Source organism: Nocardia mexicana NBRC 108244, assembly GCF_001613165.1.
In the GTDB taxonomy this organism is placed as follows: Bacteria; Actinomycetota; Actinomycetes; order Mycobacteriales; family Mycobacteriaceae; genus Nocardia; species Nocardia mexicana.
In genome coordinates, this window is record NZ_BDBV01000081.1 from 63,676 (window position 1) to 82,031 (window position 18,356).

The 18,356-nt window shown below is 66.6% G+C and carries 22 protein-coding genes; 10 read left to right on the forward strand and 12 right to left on the reverse strand.

The genetic code is table 11. From position 1 onward, the window contains the following. Positions 1-764 precede the first annotated feature (764 nt). The 4 genes from NM1_RS30400 to NM1_RS30415 form a co-directional block, all read right to left on the reverse strand. On the reverse strand, positions 765-1,313 hold the full coding sequence (locus NM1_RS30400; protein ID WP_114699871.1) for a hypothetical protein: 549 nt from the start codon (positions 1,311-1,313) through the stop codon (positions 765-767). Between the two features lie 90 nt (positions 1,314-1,403). Further along, positions 1,404-1,940 (reverse strand): P-loop nucleotide/nucleoside kinase family protein, encoded by a 537-nt coding sequence (locus NM1_RS30405; protein ID WP_170176893.1) that lies wholly within the window; start codon positions 1,938-1,940, stop codon positions 1,404-1,406. A 255-nt stretch (positions 1,941-2,195) separates the two neighbouring features. After that, positions 2,196-2,753 carry a hypothetical protein gene (locus tag NM1_RS30410; protein WP_147289156.1) on the reverse strand — a complete coding sequence of 186 codons (558 nt, stop codon included), beginning with the start codon at positions 2,751-2,753 and terminating at the stop codon, positions 2,196-2,198. Between the two features lie 9 nt (positions 2,754-2,762). Continuing rightward, positions 2,763-3,752, reverse strand: coding sequence for an enoyl-CoA hydratase/isomerase family protein (locus tag NM1_RS30415; RefSeq protein ID WP_068027661.1), 990 nt, complete (start codon positions 3,750-3,752; stop codon positions 2,763-2,765). Between the two features lie 208 nt (positions 3,753-3,960). Here NM1_RS30415 and NM1_RS30420 point away from each other — a divergent pair, with 208 nt between their 5' ends. The 4 genes from NM1_RS30420 (at position 3,961) to NM1_RS30435 (ending at position 7,203) form a co-directional block, all read left to right on the forward strand. Next, positions 3,961-4,578 carry a TetR/AcrR family transcriptional regulator gene (locus tag NM1_RS30420; RefSeq protein WP_084520186.1) on the forward strand — a complete coding sequence of 206 codons (618 nt, stop codon included), beginning with the start codon at positions 3,961-3,963 and terminating at the stop codon, positions 4,576-4,578. Positions 4,579-5,139: 561 nt separating this feature from the next. Next, entirely contained in the window at positions 5,140-6,333 is a 1,194-nt protein-coding gene (locus NM1_RS43625) for a WXG100-like domain-containing protein (RefSeq protein WP_211339579.1), read from the forward strand. A gap of 123 nt (positions 6,334-6,456) precedes the next feature. Then, entirely contained in the window at positions 6,457-6,756 is a 300-nt protein-coding gene (locus NM1_RS30430) for an immunity protein CdiI family protein (protein ID WP_147289157.1), read from the forward strand. An 18-nt stretch (positions 6,757-6,774) separates the two neighbouring features. Continuing rightward, complete coding sequence (locus tag NM1_RS30435) at positions 6,775-7,203, forward strand: YbaB/EbfC family nucleoid-associated protein (protein WP_068027760.1); 429 nt, start codon at positions 6,775-6,777, stop codon at positions 7,201-7,203. A gap of 384 nt (positions 7,204-7,587) precedes the next feature. On the opposite strand, the gene NM1_RS30440 is transcribed toward NM1_RS30435, so the two are convergent. Continuing rightward, a complete protein-coding gene (locus tag NM1_RS30440) occupies positions 7,588-7,815 on the reverse strand; it encodes a hypothetical protein (RefSeq protein ID WP_211339581.1) in 228 nt (75 codons plus the stop codon). A 283-nt stretch (positions 7,816-8,098) separates the two neighbouring features. On the opposite strand from NM1_RS30440, the gene NM1_RS30445 reads away from it, so the two are divergent. From NM1_RS30445 to NM1_RS30455, 3 genes are all read left to right on the forward strand, one after another. Then, on the forward strand, positions 8,099-8,596 hold the full coding sequence (locus NM1_RS30445; RefSeq protein ID WP_147289158.1) for a hypothetical protein: 498 nt from the start codon (positions 8,099-8,101) through the stop codon (positions 8,594-8,596). A gap of 370 nt (positions 8,597-8,966) precedes the next feature. Further along, the gene (locus tag NM1_RS30450; protein WP_068027673.1) at positions 8,967-9,206 is read left to right on the forward strand and encodes a hypothetical protein; all 240 of its coding nucleotides are present in this window, start codon (positions 8,967-8,969) and stop codon (positions 9,204-9,206) included. A gap of 172 nt (positions 9,207-9,378) precedes the next feature. After that, entirely contained in the window at positions 9,379-9,711 is a 333-nt protein-coding gene (locus tag NM1_RS30455; protein ID WP_068027675.1) for a sensor histidine kinase, read from the forward strand. Between the two features lie 36 nt (positions 9,712-9,747). Here NM1_RS30455 and NM1_RS30460 read toward each other — a convergent pair whose 3' ends face one another. The 4 genes from NM1_RS30460 to NM1_RS44245 form a co-directional block, all read right to left on the reverse strand. Then, complete coding sequence (locus NM1_RS30460; RefSeq protein WP_068027677.1) at positions 9,748-10,044, reverse strand: hypothetical protein; 297 nt, start codon at positions 10,042-10,044, stop codon at positions 9,748-9,750. Positions 10,045-10,048: 4 nt separating this feature from the next. Next, positions 10,049-10,393, reverse strand: a complete 345-nt coding sequence (locus tag NM1_RS30465) for a hypothetical protein (RefSeq protein WP_068027680.1) — start codon at positions 10,391-10,393, stop codon at positions 10,049-10,051. Between the two features lie 170 nt (positions 10,394-10,563). Then, positions 10,564-11,472: an alpha/beta hydrolase gene (locus NM1_RS30470; protein WP_373864078.1), complete on the reverse strand. Its 909-nt coding sequence runs from the start codon at positions 11,470-11,472 to the stop codon at positions 10,564-10,566. Positions 11,473-11,540: 68 nt separating this feature from the next. Next, positions 11,541-12,356: a hypothetical protein gene (locus NM1_RS44245; RefSeq protein ID WP_147289159.1), complete on the reverse strand. Its 816-nt coding sequence runs from the start codon at positions 12,354-12,356 to the stop codon at positions 11,541-11,543. A gap of 470 nt (positions 12,357-12,826) precedes the next feature. Here NM1_RS44245 and NM1_RS30480 point away from each other — a divergent pair, with 470 nt between their 5' ends. Further along, positions 12,827-13,435, forward strand: a complete 609-nt coding sequence (locus tag NM1_RS30480; protein WP_147289160.1) for an Rv1733c family protein — start codon at positions 12,827-12,829, stop codon at positions 13,433-13,435. 244 nt (positions 13,436-13,679) lie between these two features. Here NM1_RS30480 and NM1_RS30485 read toward each other — a convergent pair whose 3' ends face one another. After that, on the reverse strand, positions 13,680-14,096 hold the full coding sequence (locus tag NM1_RS30485) for a CBS domain-containing protein (RefSeq protein ID WP_068027694.1): 417 nt from the start codon (positions 14,094-14,096) through the stop codon (positions 13,680-13,682). A gap of 230 nt (positions 14,097-14,326) precedes the next feature. On the opposite strand from NM1_RS30485, the gene NM1_RS30490 reads away from it, so the two are divergent. Next, positions 14,327-15,403 carry a CBS domain-containing protein gene (locus tag NM1_RS30490; RefSeq protein WP_084520189.1) on the forward strand — a complete coding sequence of 359 codons (1,077 nt, stop codon included), beginning with the start codon at positions 14,327-14,329 and terminating at the stop codon, positions 15,401-15,403. A gap of 73 nt (positions 15,404-15,476) precedes the next feature. Here the strand turns inward: NM1_RS30490 and NM1_RS30495 are convergent, their stop codons facing one another. Together NM1_RS30495 and NM1_RS30500 are read right to left on the reverse strand one after the other, a co-directional pair. Beyond that, positions 15,477-16,190, reverse strand: coding sequence for a CBS domain-containing protein (locus tag NM1_RS30495; protein ID WP_068027698.1), 714 nt, complete (start codon positions 16,188-16,190; stop codon positions 15,477-15,479). Between the two features lie 42 nt (positions 16,191-16,232). Further along, on the reverse strand, positions 16,233-16,463 hold the full coding sequence (locus NM1_RS30500; RefSeq protein WP_068027701.1) for a hypothetical protein: 231 nt from the start codon (positions 16,461-16,463) through the stop codon (positions 16,233-16,235). A gap of 731 nt (positions 16,464-17,194) precedes the next feature. On the opposite strand from NM1_RS30500, the gene NM1_RS30505 reads away from it, so the two are divergent. Further along, complete coding sequence (locus NM1_RS30505) at positions 17,195-17,827, forward strand: CBS domain-containing protein (RefSeq protein ID WP_084520190.1); 633 nt, start codon at positions 17,195-17,197, stop codon at positions 17,825-17,827. Positions 17,828-18,356 lie beyond the last annotated feature (529 nt).

The following is an 18,356-nucleotide window of genomic DNA, read 5'->3' on the forward strand; positions in this document are numbered from 1 at the left end:
ATGCCGTTATGGGCTGGTAGAACGCGATGGCGGCTGGCTGAAGGTACGCGGCGGCGAGTGCAGGACCCACTTCTGAGCAGTTGGCTCTGGCCACGGCAGAGTGCTCCGGTTCCTCCAACCGGGGCACTCTGTGTCGACGTCCAATAAGCGCCTCTTTCCCCAAAAAAACCAGCGAGAACCCTCTCGACGGCCCTGCTCGCCAGTCGACACGATTCCCGAACCAGAACGCACTATTCTGCCGCTGAGCGCACGGTTCGTAAGCGCCCACATTCGGGCACGTCGGACGCTCCCGCGAAGTTCCCCGAACACAGTCATCGGGGTGGTTGCTGACATCGAGACGCGACGATTCGTCCCTGGCCAGCTCTGACCGTGGTCAGCGGTGTGGTTCCACGCTGTAGTGAGGGAAAGCTAGCGATTCTCTACCCATGTCGCTTGCGTGGAGCCCACCACCTTCACGGTGACGAGCTTTCCCCCTCGCTCAACCGTGACCACTTCGCCTGTATGCAAGCCCTGTACTGCCTCACGAGCCCAGTCCGGAGCTTCGTTATAGGTGACGAACTGTCCGTCGATTTCAAGACTGTTGATTCTCAAGGTGTTTTCTGCCTCTGCCGATAGTCTCTGATATGGGCGCATTTACTCTTTTCATACCCTTATCAATGAGTTTGCAGAAGATTCGCTAAATTGGCCACCCGTTGGATGCGCCGTTAGCAGTTCGTGGCCGGGTTGTTGCTTCCTTCGTCATTGAGCTGACTTACGTCCGAGCTTCACCTCGGCCCGATCTTGCCTTCGCGGATCTCGTACTCGTCTGGGTATCGACGGCGGGGCTGCGGCCTGATCTCCGGGATCTGTACCTCGTGGTCGCAGCGACGAGGGGTTTTGGGACGGTAGCTTCCTGCAAAGAAGACCATCACGGAACCGCCGCGTCCAGACTCGGAGCCAGCGAGTCCTTCGCGGCCGAGGTTGACGGTCTCCTCGATGTCTCGACAATCATTGCCTACAGTGATCGAGCCGTCGTGGTGGAAGGTCACGAAGGTTCCGTTGTCCCCGGCGACGGTCGCCGCATCGCGGTCACCAAGCGTCGGATCTATCGATGCAACGAAGGTCGGCTTTTGCCGCGCGCCAGACGGTCCCTGGACCTGTAGAATGCGTCCCGCTGCGAGCCGTACGAACTCACCCAGCGCATTGTGCCGACCAGATTCGATGATCTCCCACAGGTGGAATCGAGACCACACTTTCACCCTGCCGTCGTGGAACAACGTCACACGATCGTCTGTCCCGTTGCTCAGCAGATACCGATCGGAGTTCGAGGTCATCCACCAATTGGACCGTATTGCCAACCAGAAGATCCGACGAACGCACGCTATTGCCGCTGATCGTGCTGGCCGAAGGCCCCGGGCGAGGAGTCAATGCTCCGCCGAGGAGTCGGTAATCGCCTGGATCCGTTGCGCAAGGACCGCGGGATCAACTGTCCGGGTGGTGTCGACCAGGAGGGTGGGAGCGAGACCGAGTGGTGCGGCGTGAGCCGCCCAATGGTCCCAGTTCTCGACCAAGCGTTGCTGGTCTCGATAGATCGCCGCTCGTTGCCGACCGGCGTATCGGGATCGTGCGACCTCCGAGGGAAGGTTGCACCACACCTCCACAGTGTGGCGAGCACCGACCCTTTCGATGCCGGCGCGTGCGAACGCCAGATCCCGCGGCTTGAACCACCACGAGTCGATGACTACAGCGGCTGGCGATCGGGCGGCCAGCGCCCAGACCGCATCCATCGCGATACCACCCAATTCCGGTAGGTCACTGACGTTTTCGAGGCTACCGGCGAGGGCTTCCTTGACGGCGTCTTTGGACAAGAACCACGCGTTCAACGACCGTGCCAGCGACGCCCCCAGCGTCGTCTTGCCCGAGCCGGGTAGCCCGTTCACCAAAACCAGAAGTCCGCCCACGCAGTCGATCATCGCTCAGTGTAAGTTCGGTCCGCCGGGATGCACCCTCCTGCCGCTGTGCGCACGTTGACCAATCATCCAGAATGGTTGGCCAACACCGTCTTCCAACGCTCGCACATGCCGATTACAGGATTGCTTTTCAGGATCGTGACGCCCTGGTTCGGCTTTCGTCGTCGTCGCCGAAGCCGCGCTCACCGCCGCTAGCGTCAGGCCTTGACGGCGAAGCCCAGCGCGAGTCCGCTCGGTCGGCGGTTGTCAGGGCTGCCGCCCCGCTGCCGAGTCCGATTCGAATGCGATTGCCCAGGAGACTGTTTCATAGAAGGCGACATATTCTTTTCGCACCGTCAGCCAGATCACCACCAGCGGTAGCGTCACCACCCAGCCCATCAGCGTGTCCTTGTACAGGTGCGCGCGATGATCGGGCATGTAGGTGGACATGATCGTCATCAGAGCGAAGTGCGCACAGCTCGCGGCGATCGTGAAATCCACCAGCAGATGGTTCTGGGCCAGATTCTTGACCCCGCGCAGCAGGAAGACCATCCAGACGAGGCCGACCACCGAGAACATCGCGGCAGCCGGATCTCGATTGTGACCGTGATTCCAGAGAAAGAACTCGTTCATCCACAGCGGGACATGCGCACCGGTCGCCGAGACGATCAGACCCCAGGTCCAGAAGCAGGCGAACCCGACGCCGTACGCGTAGAGATACGGCCTGATCAACGCATCGCACAGATGCGTCCAGCGCAGTCGCAGGTCGTACCGGTCAAGCATGGCGATCAGCGCCCTCGGTACCGCTGTCGTTCGTCTCGTCACGGGCACGGTCTACCTTCCGCTGGGTTCGTGGTCGGTGTGATCGACGCGCGTGCCCTGCACCCAGCGTTGTTCGCCTGCGCTGAGCGGTGTGCTGCCGGTCTCGGCGATGTCGGCGAGCAACGCCGGCAGGGTGGCCTTGACCGGACGGCTCACCGCCGCCGCACCGAAGGCGGCCATCGCGCGATCGAGTCCGGTACTCAACGATTGGCTCGTGCTCCCATGTGTCAGCTGTTTGATCGCGCGAATCGCACGCGGCGAGCGCTGGGCCAGCCGCGCGGCGGTGGCCTGTGTGGCGGCAACAAGATCCTGCGCGGGCAGTACCTTGCTCACCACACCCCATTCCAGCGCTTGTGCGGCGGTGATCGGCGCACCGTCGAGCATGTGCTCCAATGCCCGTGCGGTGCCGATCATTCGAGGCAGGCGTAGCGCACCGCCGCCACCCGGCACGACCCCGGCCAGTATCTCGATCTGGCCGAACCGCACATCCGGGGCATCGCAGGCGTAGCGGATATCGCATCCCAGCGCGAACTCGCACCCGCCGGCGACCGCGTGACCGTTGATCGCCGCGAGGTACACGGTGCTCGATCGACTCATCCGAAGCAGACTGCGCCGCCACTGCGATCCGAAGACCAGCGCCCGCCCCACCGGCCCGCCGAACCTGCGCGTCAACGACGGCACGGCTGGCAGCCGCAGCAACATTCGGGCCAGTTTCCATCCCGGATACAGCAGCTCCGCGCGTAGCGAGGAGATCGGCAGGCGAATCGCGTCGCCCACGTCCTCGGGATCGACGTGTGTCATGAACGGCAGGCCCGGCTCGGCGGTGACGACGACCGCGCCGATCGACCCGTCACGATCCACGGCGCGGGTCAGCACATCCCATTCCCGGATGAAGGCGAAGGTGACGAAATTGTGTGGCGGGCTTCGGAACACGACTGTGAGGACCCGCCCCTGCTGAGAAAGGCCGAGTGTGTCGAACGGCAGGTCGACTGTGGTGGACATGCGATAGCCCTTCTCGATGACTGGTCTCGCGCGCAGGACAGCGCACTCGGGCCGCCGTTGCCCGCAGGCTTCGATGCGGCTCGAGCAATGTGTGTCGGCTTGGTCGGGGGCATATGTCAGACCCCAACGCCTCATCACCGCCCATCCCGCCGGCCGTGAATATACGGTATAGTATAGAGTCTAGTCTTGGAAGTGACGGAGGTAGGAGATGCCCGCCGCAGACCACGAGACGGCTGATCCAAGCACATCGACCCGCGCGAAAAAGCCCTCCTCCAAGCAGCGGATGCTGCTTGCGGCGGTCGAGCTGATGTCGGAGCAGAGCGCGGCGGCCATCACCATCGACGAGGTCGTCGCGCGCAGCGGGGCCCCGCGCGGCTCGGTGTACTACCACTTCCCTGAGGGGCGTTCGCAATTGATTACCGAGGCGCTCGACCTCGCGGGCGTCATGATGAACACCGCGATCGCGCAGGGCTTCACCGGTGATCCGGCCGCCGGAATCGCGCACATCGTCGACTACTGGATCCGTATCTTGACCCACAAGGACTTCGCCGCGAGCTGCCCGATCACGTCCGCGGCGATCGGTGGCAGCACTGTCGACCCCGAGCTGGTCCCGCAGGCGCACGCCATATTTCACACCTGGCAAGAGCTGATCTGCGCGGAGTTGGAACGCGCGGGGATCGCGAAATCACGGACCCCCGCCCTTGCCACCATGGTGGTCTCCTCGATCCAGGGAGCCGTCGTGCTGTCTCGCGCCCAGCGCGACACCGCACCGTTGAAGCAAGTCCGAAAAGAACTGGAGCAGCTGCTACAGCAGGCGCAGACGTAACGAGCCGACCGTACCCCTCGCCCACGCTGGTGAATTCTGACGTCAGCTAGCGGTGACGCCTGACGCCGGAGAGCGAGCCCCGGGCAACTGGTAGCGGCAAATTTGACGCCACTGACGAGCGTTTCTATTTGGGTTAGGGGCGTTCGACGAACGTCCTCTTCTGCCGCATACCGCAGTCTTCCGAGCCCGCGCCTCGTTGCAGTTGGGCTGCAGCAGCAGCCAGATAGTTCCCCCGCTAAGCGGCCGCCAGTGGAACTCCAACTGGCCGCTGACACTCCACCATCGTTGCGAGTAACACCTCGATCCGGCAGAACGCCCGAGCGCCATTACTCTCCGCCCGATCCGATCCCTCTAGGCACCGTCAAGGCACGGATTGGCCCGGATCGACGCCGGATCCTTCGCTATCTTTGGCACGATGCCGATCTCACCCGCCAACGACGCTGTGCGCGCTCGGCACAGTCGCGTTGACAATCGGGATTGAGAGCCATGACTGCGCCGACGGTTCCGGTGATTGTGCACCGCGCCGAGGAATATCACTCGGCCGGTGAGGTTTTCGGGCAAATGTCCACCGATTCGGTGACCACGCATTCGTCGCTGGTCGCTGTGCTGATGGCGTATGCGGGGATGGCGGGCAGCGACAGCGTCGGCGCGCAGTGGGCGGCCGGATACGACGAGGCCGCACAGCTGGCGATCTCCACCTCGTCGAGACTGGCGACCGCGTGCGGCCAAACCCGGGACCTGATCCTGGTCGGCGCCCACAACCATCAGGTCGCCGAGATCTCCGCCGACCGCCGTAACCTGCCCCCGCCACCCCCGCCACCACTGTCGTGGGACCCGTGCCTCCCGGAGACCGCGCCGTCGGCAGCGGGAGACGGGATTCCGGAGCCCTTCGGATGGTCGTTCATCAAGGACGCGGTGGGCCTCGGGTGGCCGAATGGGCATCAGGACCAATTGAACGCGGTCAAGACGGCGTGGCACACCGCGGCCGCTGATTACCGGACCATCGCTGGTCTCACACCGCGAGCCGTTGAACTGCTCACCAACCAGCAGTCGCCGGAGATCGAGATCGCGGTCTCCACGTGCCAGGAACGGCAGGCCGATTTCACCGCGCTGGCCGACGCCTGCCAGGCCCTCGGCGACTCGTGCGGCGAGTACGCAACCCACCTCGACGACGCCCATCACAAGATCCTCGCCGAACTCAAAGACTTCGCCATCGAAACCGCGGCCGCGGAGGCCGCTTTCGCGGTCTTGATACCGTTCACCGGCTCTTTGTCCGAATGGGTCGGCAACTCGGCCTTGGCAGGCCGGATCGCCATGCGGGCCCGCCGCATCGCCACGATAATCACCGAACTCGCCGCGAAAGTCGCGAAGATCGTCGTCGGCGCACTCAAACCTCTCGCCGAGCGACTGAAACCGCTCCTGGAAAAGGTTCGCAAATGGGTCGAGGCCGCTAGAACGAAGCTCTCACCGCACCGCGGCGGACCGCCCGCACCGAAGAAAGGGCCCGCGACCAGTGCCGCCGAGCGGGAGCAACTGATCCAGGAACTCGAAAGCCAAGGCATCAAATTCGACCGCGACAAGATCGTGCAGATCGGCCGCGACAGCGACGGGAAAGTCGTGTTCCTTGAACAGGGCAACTCCCGGGCCGGGCTGCAGCACATACTCTCCCACGGCGACGATTTCGCGAACAAAGGCATACCCGAGAACGAAGTTTCCGAGCTGGTCATGAAGCCGCGACCGAAGGTGAAAAGGTAGGGGTATCCGGCAAAGACCGGCCGATCTACGAAATCATGCACAACGGGACCAAACTCCGGGTCGCCGTCACGGTCTCGAACAACGGATACATCGTCGGCGCCAACCCGGTATCATAGGAGAATCATGCATCGCCTCAAGCTACGGCCAGAAATTCAAATGTATCCCACGTGGATCTACAAGGACGGCATCTACGACAATGTGTCACCCGAGTCCGTCGGTGTATCCGACGCCCTCGCAGAAGCTTTGATCAAATGGTCCGACCGATGGGATGCAACCTACGATCTGGACAACGATCCCGGTAACCCGCAATTCAGTTCACCCACCGCAGAACGCCTGTTCTGGGAAGACGGCCAGCGCCTCGCTGACCGCTTGCGAGCGGAGCTGAACGGCGACTGGACCGTAGAGTTTACCCCCGACCAGTGAGTGGAGCGACCGGCCACGATGACCACCATCCCAGAATGGGAGCAACAGCTCCAGCACGAGCTCGCCGAGATCCGCCGCAACAGCCAGCAACTGGCCAATGCCGTCGGCGAGGTGCGCGGGCGCGGTGAGCTGCGCGGCATCAACGTCGAGGTGAACGCCGACGGCGATATCACCAGCCTGCAGATTGCGCCCGGCGCCATGCGCTGGACAAGCAGCCAGCTCACCACCGCACTCCTCGACTGCCACCGCCACGCCCGCACCGACGCCAGAAACAAGGTCAAACGCCTCACCCGCAAAGCCGATCCACGTATCCGCGAACAGCTCAACCAGCTACAAGGCAAACAGCACACGCCGGACCCGCCGCGACGGCCACTGTCGGACGACGAAGCCGAAGCCGCCGACGACGCCTACTTCCAACGCATGAACCGCAGCGGCTGGACGGAATGAATCTTACTGAACTACAAAACGTCTCACTGATTGCCGGGGCACAACCGTCTCCTCCTGCATGGTTCGGATTGACAACTACGACGGCCATCATCCACCTCATGGGTGTGACGTCGGTCATGCCAGCAAACCGGTCGCCCGGTTGCGCTGAATACTCAACGGTGCTCGGAGATCACGAGCACCGTCTCGGATACGAGCCGTCGCCGGTGATCGGATGCACCACGAGCCGCAATCGCTCACCGGTGACGGCCACTGCGTGATGGCTCGATGCGACGCACTGTTCGTCACGGGTGTCCGATTGCGGCCCAAGGCAAACTGGCCTGTGGAGGGCGAGCCCTTCAGTGCATGGTGAGCTGTCCGCCTTCGGCGGTGCTCAGAGTGGATGGATCAGCTCTCCCGGTACCGTGCCAGTACCTGCTTCACCGCGTCCGTGACCGGTGGCTCCTCGGTGAGGTTGGTCCACGTGTAGGCGTTGTGCTCCTGCAGCACAACGGGTTCGGCTGCGGCGACATCCACAGCGAAGTTGAATTGGCGGCTCTTCTTGCCGCTGCCGGATGCGGGCTCATCGGCTTCGACCGGCTTCGGTGGCGGCAGCGGCCTCGTCGATATCGGCATGGTCGCGGCGGCATGTATTTACCTATGCTCACCATCCCACCATGGACCAGTGGCCGCAGGTAGGGGCGAAGGTTCCTGGTGGTGGCCGACACATCCCGCGTGGCGCGCAGCGTCGCATCCGTTTGGTCGACCGGTGCCGAATGCCGCCGTCCGTATCGCGGTCCGTGGGCGCGGCGGCAGGGCCGGGGGCCTGTTCGTGGTGTGCCGAACGGCTCTGGTGGCTGAGGTTCCGAGCTGCGAATGATGGTATGGGTCAATGGTTCCCGGAATGAGAGGGGGCGAGGTGAGTATCGCGGATGGCTCGCCCGGTGTGGGTCAGCAGGGTGTGGCCGCCTATGTCGGTGATGTGTGCGCCGATGACGGTTCGCAGGTGCCGATGATCTGCGTGATGGCGTCGGGTGGCGAGTTGCTGATTCCGACCGCCCCTGCGGACCGGCCGTTCGGTGGCGGGCATGCGGTGCGTGTGGTGCTGCACCCGCCGCCGCTCGGGGTCGAGGTCGATCTGCTGCGGTCGATACCGGGAGACTTCCGCCTGTGGCGGCTGACCCCGGACGATATCGAGATCACCAGCGCCGGTGTCGAATTCGCGGCGGAACCGGAACCGTCGCCTGCGCCGGAGGGACCGCCGGGGGCTGGGCCGGATCCCGTCGAGCATGCGACCGGTCGGCGACTGCTGAGCGGTGCGGCGCTCGCGCTGACTGTGGTGTCGACCGGGTATCTCGTCGGTGTGCTGGCCTGTCGAGCGGTGGACCGTCACCGCCGGAACCGGACAGTGCGCTGACGCCGGTGTGGCGGCCGAGCGGACGGTGTCTGGGATATCCGGTCCCCGGGGCGCGTGGGCGATGGCTGGTGAACGAAGGTCTCTGGTGCGTGGTGGGGTGTTCGCGGTGTCCTGGAGTCGTGTCATGAACCGTCCATCCGGAATCTTCCGCGACCGATACGGTCGGCTGGGCTGTCGCCCTTGATGATCGACGCAGATCCGTGCAAAGCACGACAGGGGCCTGTCTGCGGCGCCGGTACCCGCGTGGCGCAGGCGCTGTCGCACACGGTCACCCACGACGTGGGGCCGGACGCTGGAGAGGACGTAAGACCTGCTCGTTCGGGTCATCTGGATGGTTTGGCGGCCGGGTGTGGTCGGGGAGAGTAACGCCATGAAGAATCCAGCCCGCAACAGCGGCGGCGACGGTGATATCGACCGCCGACTGCTCGAGGTCGAGTGGGACACCCACTGGTCTCCACCCGAGCGCGCGTTCATCGCCTCCAGTGCCGAGTTCGCCACGCTCACCGGTCGTGACGCCGGGTCGGCGCTCGCGGCGATCACCGACCTGGAGGACAAGATCCGCCGAGTGCTGATGTTCGAACCGCACCGGCTGCTGGAGAAACTCTCGTGAGCACGGCCGTTCTCACCGTGGCCGCGTTGCTGACGCCGACGGGCATGTGGTGGACGACGGCCATGCGGCTGCGCGGGCGCCTCCGCCGCCAATTCGCCGCCGCAGGCGACAGCGCGACCCGTCCCTGCACGATGAAAAGCCCGTATCGCGAACGTGAATCCTCCACGACGCCGTGCACCAACCCACCACCGACACCGGGATCACCACCGAACTGCGGGTGTCCGGCCCGTTGTCGGTCATCGATCCCGTACTCGCCGATCACGCCGAAGCCGTTGTCCGCGAAGCGGTCTCCAACACCGTCCGTCACTCCGGCGCCACCACCGTCACCGTGACCGTCACCGTCGCGGACGAGTTGACCGTCTGCATCGAGGACGACGGCCGCGGCATCACCCCCAGCGGCCTGACCAACCTCTCCCACCGCGCCGAACAAGTCGGCGGACACTTCGACATCGCCCACACCGACCCCACCGGCGCCCGCCTTATCTGGACCGCACCACTGCCGTAGCCCACGACACGGTCGAGCGCTGCCTCCGGCGGTTCGTCACGGGTGTTTCACTCCCGGATCGGTGACTGGGATGTCGTCGTGTGGTCGCTGCGGCGGCGTGGCGTCGACGTCCCGGCCACGCATGACGGTCTCCCACCACATGCTGAGTGGGCTGGGGTCCGGCCACAAGATCGCATCGTCCCCAATTGTTTCCGGCAGTGTGTCTTTCGTGTCGGTCACGCCGACCTCCTCGGATTGTCGCTGCACCATTCGGCGGGTCACGGTGCGGATCCGTTCCTCCGCGCCCGGGGCGCGGTCACCGCTGGCCCACATGGTCAGCGGATCTCCGGTCACGCGGCTATTCGCTCCCCGACTCCGCGTGGGGTTCGCATCGCCGTGCCAGCTCCGCCAGGGACTCGCGGTATTCGGCCGCGGTGATCCGGTGGGCGAGCCGCGCGGCCAGCAGCGCGTTCTCCGTCTCGAGTGCGGGCCGGATCCGCGCTGGATCCCGCCACTCGACGACGAGGTCGGCGTCCACGACCGGCGGTTCCGGTGGCTCGGTGACGGTGCACGGATGCCGGGCGATGCCGGCGCGGCGACGCTCGGCCTGCTCGGCACGATATCGCCGGGTCCGGGATGTGATCAGCCAGGTCGGTGCGACGACCGACAGCCCGGCGGCGACAAGCACGAACACATCCAGCATGAGATCTCCTTCCGCGCCACGGAACTCGTCCGGTTCGAAGCCGACTCCCACGATTCGCCATCCATGCCGCTGTCGTGAGTGCACGCGGTCACCGAAGATCGTGACCTTGGACCCCGCGTGGAGGCGTCCGTGTCGGTGTGCGGCAAGGGGTCTACCGGATGAGCTCGTCGTCATGCCCCGACGGCTCGGGCCAAATACGGCCAGGAGTCGTGCAAATCCGTTTCGAACTGCCCCCACGTGTGCGAACCCGCCTGGCGCTCGACATACCTCGCGGCAATGCCGAGTTGCGCGAGCCTGCCCGCGAACGCGGACGTACAGGCGTTCGCGATCGCCTCGACCGGCGGTGCGGGCGCCCCGCCGCGGTCGATCGCGCCCGGAACCCCGGACGCCGCCGACAGGTAGACGGTCTTGCCGCCCAAGGCCGCGGCACGGGCGAAGGCGTCATGCGCGCGCCACATCCGGTCGCCGGGCACGCCCCACATGTTCAGCGGGTTACCGCCGCCGCGCGCCACCTGAGCGCTGACCATCACTGTGCCGAAAAGGTCGGCCGCCCACGGGCATCCGCTGTAGGCCGCGACCGCGTCGTACACCTCCGGCGCCTGGATCGCGAGGTCGAGCGCGGACGCCGCGCTCATCGACACCCCGGCGACAGCGTTTCGCCCGGTCGCTCCCATATGCGAGTCCACGATCCCGGGCAGTTCCCGGGTGAGGTAGGTCTGCCAGCGATTGCGGCCCAGTACCGGGTCGTCGGCCAGCCAGTCGGTGTACATGCTGAATCCGCCTCCGACCGGCATCACCACGTTGATGTGCTTGCCGGAGAAGAACTCCCGCACGTCGGTGTCGTCCCACCACGAGATCCCGTCCTCGCCACCACCGGCACCGGTCAACAGGTACAGCGTCGGCGCCGGACCATCGGCGGCCCGGATCACACGGTTGCTCACCACCCGGTTCATCGCGGGCGAATACACATCCAGCCGCTCGGCGAAACCGCCGAGCGGAACCTCGCCGACCACATGCACGCCGGGCGGAGCCGCCGCGGCGGGGCTCGCGGCGACCACCGAAATCAGCACCGCGACCACACTCGCCCAGCAGCAGGATCGTGCCCACACAGCATGCCGCGCTCGTCTCCGCGACACCCACACCGCAATCACCCCTCTCGAGAACCCGACCGCAGGTAGCGGTCGTGGAGCACACACGGCAGGAAGGCCCCCGTCACCGCCGCGACGACCGCGGCCGGCGCCAACCCGGCGACGGCGCACACACCCAGCGTCACGGGGGTGGATTGCTGCGGCTGGAACAGCGCGGCGACGCCCGCAGCGAACCCGACAAGACCGGCGGTCCAGCCGGTGCCGTTGGCGGTGATCCACAGGCCCGCACGATCGGTCAAGTGCCGCAACACAGTCCATTGCGCCACGCCGACCGCGAACACCATGACCAGCCCGGCCACGACCGTGGACGGCAACTGCACCCAGGTCGGCCAGTCAACGGTCCCGCCACCGGCCCACAGGGAGACCACCGCCACCGCCCCCACCACCGTCGTACCGCCCGCTGTCGCCGTGGCCCAGCGCCGGATCCGCAACCGCGGCAGTACCAATCGCAGAATTCCGGCCTGTGTCCCGCCGAGCAGGCCACCGTAGACCGCCGCACCGATCAGTATCGCCGCGGCCGAGACCGCCGGATCCGCGCCCGCGGTCAGCACACCACCTGCCACCGGTGCGAGAACGCCGAGAAACCCACCGAGCGTGACCGGTACGAACCAGTAGCGCCCCGTTCCCCGCAGCCGGACACGGTGATCGACGTCGGCCACCACATACCGGCCACCGGCCCGCGCCCGGTCGCGGGGCCGCGCGACGCGTCGGCCCGAACATGGTCCCCCGACAACGGGTCGCGGCACCCGGCCTGCGGATGCGGCCGGACCGGACATCGAATACTCGGCGGTCATCGCCCGGCTCCGCCCGGCCATCGTGTACTCCATGACATGCGTCGATGATCAACGGGCACACCGGCGTGGCACACCGGGCGAAAGTCCCTGTCACCGTTGCCTTTCGGGACATGCTCGGCCGAGCCTCCGGGTGACTGCCGCGGTCGGCGTGTGACCTTTCGCCGTGAGGTGCGGGACCTTCGACCCGTGCGGCGAGCCCGACACACATGCGCTCGAGAATCGGGACCGCAAATGTTTCCAGCGCTCTGTCCGCGCCATGCGGCCGACTGTGAATCCGAGCGCCTCGGAGTCGCTGTCGGACGACCCCGGCGTTGATGACATCCGGCGGTCCCGAGACCGGCCCCGGTGCGCAACGCTGAGGATGGACGAACTCGAAAGGGACTCTGCCGAGCGTCGGATCACCCGGTCCCATTGGGCGGCAGTCCCTTCGGCGCGCGGCATCTCGGTGCGACGTGAGGTTGGTGCGCCGAGTGCGGAAGAAGGTGACTGTCATGGTGCAGCCGCGATATCCCTCGGTGGCGGTGCGGATGTGGCGCGCGCAACCGTGGATCGGCAATCCGCTCATGCGCGTGGCGGACCGGGTCGAGGGGGTGATCCGGCTGCTCGCCCTGCTGGCGGCGCTGCTGGCCGTTCCGATGGCCGGTGCCGCGGGCACGGCCGGGTACTCGTCGGCCGTCGAGCGCATCGCCGCCGAGAATGCCGCGAAAACCTCTGTAGCGGCCACCATTTCCGGCGACCCGGTCGAGCGGAGCGGCACCGGTCGGTATGCGCGGCAGACCAGCAGCTGGTTCGAAGCAACAGTCCACTGGAACCACAACGGGCAATCCGGTCAGGAAACGATCACAGTGCCCCGCGACTCCCGGCGCGGGGACACCGTCCCGGTGTGGCTGGCCGCCGACGGCAGCCGCACCACGCCACCGCTGCCGCCCGGCGCGGCCACGACGCGTGGTGTCAACACCGGGTTGGGGGTCCTGGTGTCGAGCTGGCTGGGCGTCGCGGCGGTGATCGTGTCCGCGCATCGGGTATTCGGTCTCCGCCACAGCCTCGCCTGGGCGCGCGAATGGCGGGCGATCAGCAAGCCGATCGGCCAGGACAAATAGCGGAATCCGTTGCCGGACACCGCCGGGTGGGCGGATGTCAGAGCAGCACGAGACAGCCGACCCCGAGGTGATTCCGGTGCTTTTCGAATAGTTGATGCCACCGTCGTTGGGGCGCAACCAGTATCGCGATCTCATCGTCGCGGTGTCACGCATTCGGCGAACTTGTCGCCTGCCCGCCCGGGACCGCCTGGTCCAGCGGCCCGTGCGGGCAGGGATATGAAGACGGCGTGGCCGCCACCGACGGCTACGGCGCGCAGACCGCCTCGATGAATTCGCCCACCTCTTCCTCGGGCAGTCGCCGGGCCAGGTCGCCTTCGGTGATGATCCCGACGAGCCGGTTGTGCTCGAGCACCGGCAGGCGGCGGATCCGGTGCTGTCGCATGAGTTCCAGTACCGCGGACGTGTCGGTGTCGGGAGAGACGGTGTGCAGGGTGCCCTGGGCCAGCTTTGCGGCGCTGACCTGTTCCGGATTCGCTCCTGTGGCAAGGCATCTGATGACGATGTCGCGGTCGGTGACGATGCCGATCGGCCGGCCGTCGGTGTCGCAGATGGGTAGTGCGCCGATGCCGCGGTCGCGCATGCGGCGCGCTGCCTCGGCCAGCGAGTCGTGGTCGTGGATGATTTCGACACCCGCGTGCATGATGTCTCGTGCCGTGGTCATGTCGCCCTCTTTCGATGTCGGTGGATGGGATCATCATCGGCGTCCACCGGATGCCGTGGGAGGGGCGAAGGTCCTGGACCTCGGTGGCCGACCGGCTGTGCGGCGTCGCCCAGTCGTGTGTGCGTCTGGACCGAGGGTGACGTTGGTACCTCGACGTCGGGCTGTTCGCCTCCGTTTACGGCGGCCCGGTCCTGCCAGGCTGGCGGGGGTTCGCAGGAGAGGATTGCCCGATGACACGGATGACGGTCGGCGACGTCATGACCCGCGATGTGGTGAGCGTGCCGGCGGATACACCGTTCCAGGAGCTGGTGCGCCTGCTGGCGGAACATCGTGTGAGCGCGGTGCCGGTGGTGGACCGTGAGCGGCGCGTGGCCGGGATGGTCAGCGAGGCCGATCTGCTGCAACGGCAGGTACGGGCGGGCGGGCCGTTGACGGGCACGCTGTGGGGGTCGTTGTGGCGCATGCGGTTCGCCCGCCGCAGCGACGCGCGGACGGCGGGCGAGTTGATGAATGCGCCCGCGGTGACGGTCGTCCCGGAGACGACGGTCACCGCCGCGGCGGCCACCCTGGCCCGGTGCCACGTGAAGCGCGCGGCGGTCGTCGGCCCGACGGGCGAGCTGGTCGGAGTCGTCAGTCGCAAGGACCTGCTGTCGGTGTACCGGCGGGCGGATGCCGAACTGGCCGAACAGATCCGGTTCGACGTACTGCACAAGACCCTGTGGCTGGCGCCGTCGGAGGTCACCGTCGACGTGCACGCGGGTGTGGTGACGCTACGCGGAACGGTGGAGCAACCGGGGATGATCGGGCTCGCCGGTGCGCTGGCGGCGGCCGTGGACGGTGTGGTGGAGGTGCGCAACGAGATCGTCGCGGACACCGCTCGGGGCATCATGCACCACGGCGTGCACACCGTCGCGCTCGGTGACTCGGTCACCGAGGCCGCGCGGCGCATGCGGGCCGAGGGCGTCGGCGCGCTGCTGGTGCACGACGCGTTCGGCAGTGCGGTGGGTATCGTCACCGATCGTGACCTGGCCGTGAAATGTGCTGCGGCGGGAGCGGATCCGGGCCGAACCGATATCGGCTCGATGCTGTCGGCGCCGCTGCACACCGTCGACGCGGACGCCACCGTGACCGATGTGCTGACGGTCATGCGGCAGCACCACATCCGTCGAATCCCGGTGATGGCGGACAACCGGCCGATCGGCATCATCACCGAGGCCGACGTGGCGCGCCGGATTCCGGCGGCGCCGGCCGGGCGGTTCCTCACACGGTTCTACGCCGTGGAAGCCGAGACCTCCGGTCGTCCCTGATCCACCGTGGCGGGCGCGGCGACCGGGATGACCGTTCCCGGCCCCGGTTGCCGCGCGACATCGTCGCGTCGGTTCAGCGATGTGTGTAAGGGAAGAGGATGCCCACGTCGGCTGGCTGCGGTGGCGGGATGCGGGTGTCGTCGAGGTCGGCGGTGAGGTGGGTGTGCACATCGACCACGCCGTCCACGGCCGCCGTCAGGACGTTCGCTATATCGATCATGCTCCGCCGCTCCACCTTTCCGCGCAGTGTGGCGACTCCTTGCACGACGTCGACGGATACCTCGCCGGTCGGCACGCACAGGGCACGGTCCAGGACGTTCGTGCGGATCTCGTCGGCAAGCTCGGCATCCGGGCGCAGATAGACCGCCAGCAGATCCTTGCGGCTGACGATACCCGTGGGGATCCGGTCCGCATCGACGACGACGGCGCGTTTGATGTCGTGCCGGGCCAGTGTGGCCGCGGCCGTGGTCAGGCGGTCACCGGGCGCCAGGGTCACCGCCGGTGCGGTCATCAACTCCGCGGCGGTGAGCGCCACACCTTTGCGGGCAAAGGCCCTGCGCCGCAACAGATGCCAAATCGCGGTGCCGGCGGCGCCACCGGCACGCGCCTGCCTGCCCAGCAGATCGGCCTCGGTGACCATGCCGACGACCCGGCCGGTGTCGTCGACTACCGGCGCACCGCTGATCCGGTGCTCGGCGAGTACGCGCACCACCTCGTCGAACGGCGTATCGGTGCGCACACAGACCACATCGCGGGTCATGACATCGGCAACACGCTTGTGCATCATGGACGTACTCCTCGAAACGAGTGACTGGTCGGCAAACTGCGGTCAGGCCGCCGTCCGAGTGGCCTCCGCGACCAGGGTCCGGCGAATCCGGTCCTCGAGCTTGTTGATCGCCGCCAGCGACGACCAGGGATCGCTGCAGATCAGGTCGGGATAATCGACGCTGAAGGCGACATACGCGCGGTCCGCTGGTGACCACCAGACCTCGGCGCGGACGCCCAGCAGCGACCTCTCGATCTCATCGGCACGGATTTCGGCAGCCCGGTTCTTGTTCATGAAGGCAACTATCCGAGCTTCCGGGTGCCGACAACCGATGCCGAAGACCTCCGTATCAGGGCCATTGGTCGACACCTGTAAGCGACTGTTCGACGGTCCGTCGTGCGGTGCCCAAGCTGATCTGCCTTGCCCAGGCCGACGCCGTTGTCCGGCCTGCGGCCGATCACGCACGGACTACAGGGCCCGAGTGCTCTTGCGAAACCTGTCGAAGTGCCGCCGCGCTACTTGCCGGGGCCGCGAAACCCGGCAGGTGCGCTGGGGGCATCGCGAGGCGATCGACGGAGGTCGAGCCAGCACCGCGTGCGCTGACGGTGTGCCATCACGCACAGTCCGCTCCGGGCGAAAGCCCCTGTGCGTCAAGGACGTCCCGCCCTGCCGACGGCCGCCCGAAATGCGCCACCGTAGACGGACCGACAACCGAGGAGACGACCATGAACCCGATGCAGATGCTCTGCCACTGGCTGTGCAACATGATGGGGCCCTGTCCGATGATGTGACGCTGCCCGGCGGTCCAGCGAGGCCACCGGCACCCTGACAGCGGTCGCGGACCGAGGTAGTTTCGACCGCTGCGGTGCGCCTCGATGGCGTCACGATGAAGGACCTCGGTCCCCGTCGAGACCGACTCGATGCCCTGTCGGTGAACCCTTCCGCGGCGTGAAATCGACAGTGCCGATGGTATTTCCGCTTCCCGGGAGGACCCGGTGGCGCCACTTTTCCGAAAGGTGACAACCATGTATGCACGAGACGTGCTGAGTCGGCCGGTCGTGACAGTTCGACCGGAATCGACGCTGTCCGAGGCGATCTCACTGCTGACCGAGCACGGATTCGCCGCCTTGCCGGTCGTCGACGACACCGGCCACGTGGTCGGTATGCTGTCGGAATCCGATGCTCTGGCCGCGGGACCTGGTCAGCGCAGCGGACCGGTCGAGACCCTGATGACGGTCCCGGCGGAGGTCGCCCACCCCGACAGTGACGTTTCCGCCGTCGCCGCCCACATGCTGACCTCCCGCCTGCGGTCGCTACCGGTCGTGGAGGCCGGGATCCTGGTCGGGATCGTCGCGCGCCGCGACCTCCTGCGCGCACTGGCCCGCGACGATACCGACCTGGAGGCGAAAGTCCGCGCCCTGCTGGATATTTACGCCGGCAGCCGCCGTCAGTGGAGCATCGACGTCACCGACGGCCACGCGGTCATCCGCGGCGCGTTCGCCGACGCCACCGAACAGCACACCATCGCCGCATTGGCTATGACCGTCGACGGCATCGGCCACGTCGATATCGGCGCCGAGGGGTCAGCGCCCACCCGGCACACGGCCGCGCCGCTCGCCGAACGGCTGCGACGCCTGGCCGACGAAACGATCGGATAGACGTCGGCCCCAGCGTGCCAGTACGCGTCGATGTTGTTCCGTGACCGCGGGGCCTCGGCCGCCGACTCGCTACGCATCTGCGCGATTGACGCGGGCGGTATGGATGTCAGCGGCCTCGGTCTCCCGGGGTAGGGTCCGTTGCTATCGCTCCGCTCCGGTGGCCGACCCACAATTGCCGCAGCGGTTCCGCCTGAACCGGGCCGGTGCCCGCTGGGATACTTCTGGCGTGGGGGTGCTGGCCCCTACTCATATGGAGTCGCCTGACAAGCCGGCGTCTCCCGCTGCGCCCTCGACTGTCGCGCCCGCACCCGTACGGTCGGCCCCAGTCGCTCCGCCGCCACCGTGCTACCCGCTCCGGCCGTGCTGACCGGGGGCTCGCACGAGTTGGCGCGGTCGGTGTCGGTGAGCCGTCGGTTCAGTGCGCGGGTTCGGTACCGCCGGGGTGGTGTTGTGGCCGGTCAGGGGTGTGATTGTGATTGATGGTGTCGACGGGGCGGACCTGCACGAGACGTTTTGACAGATCCTCGGT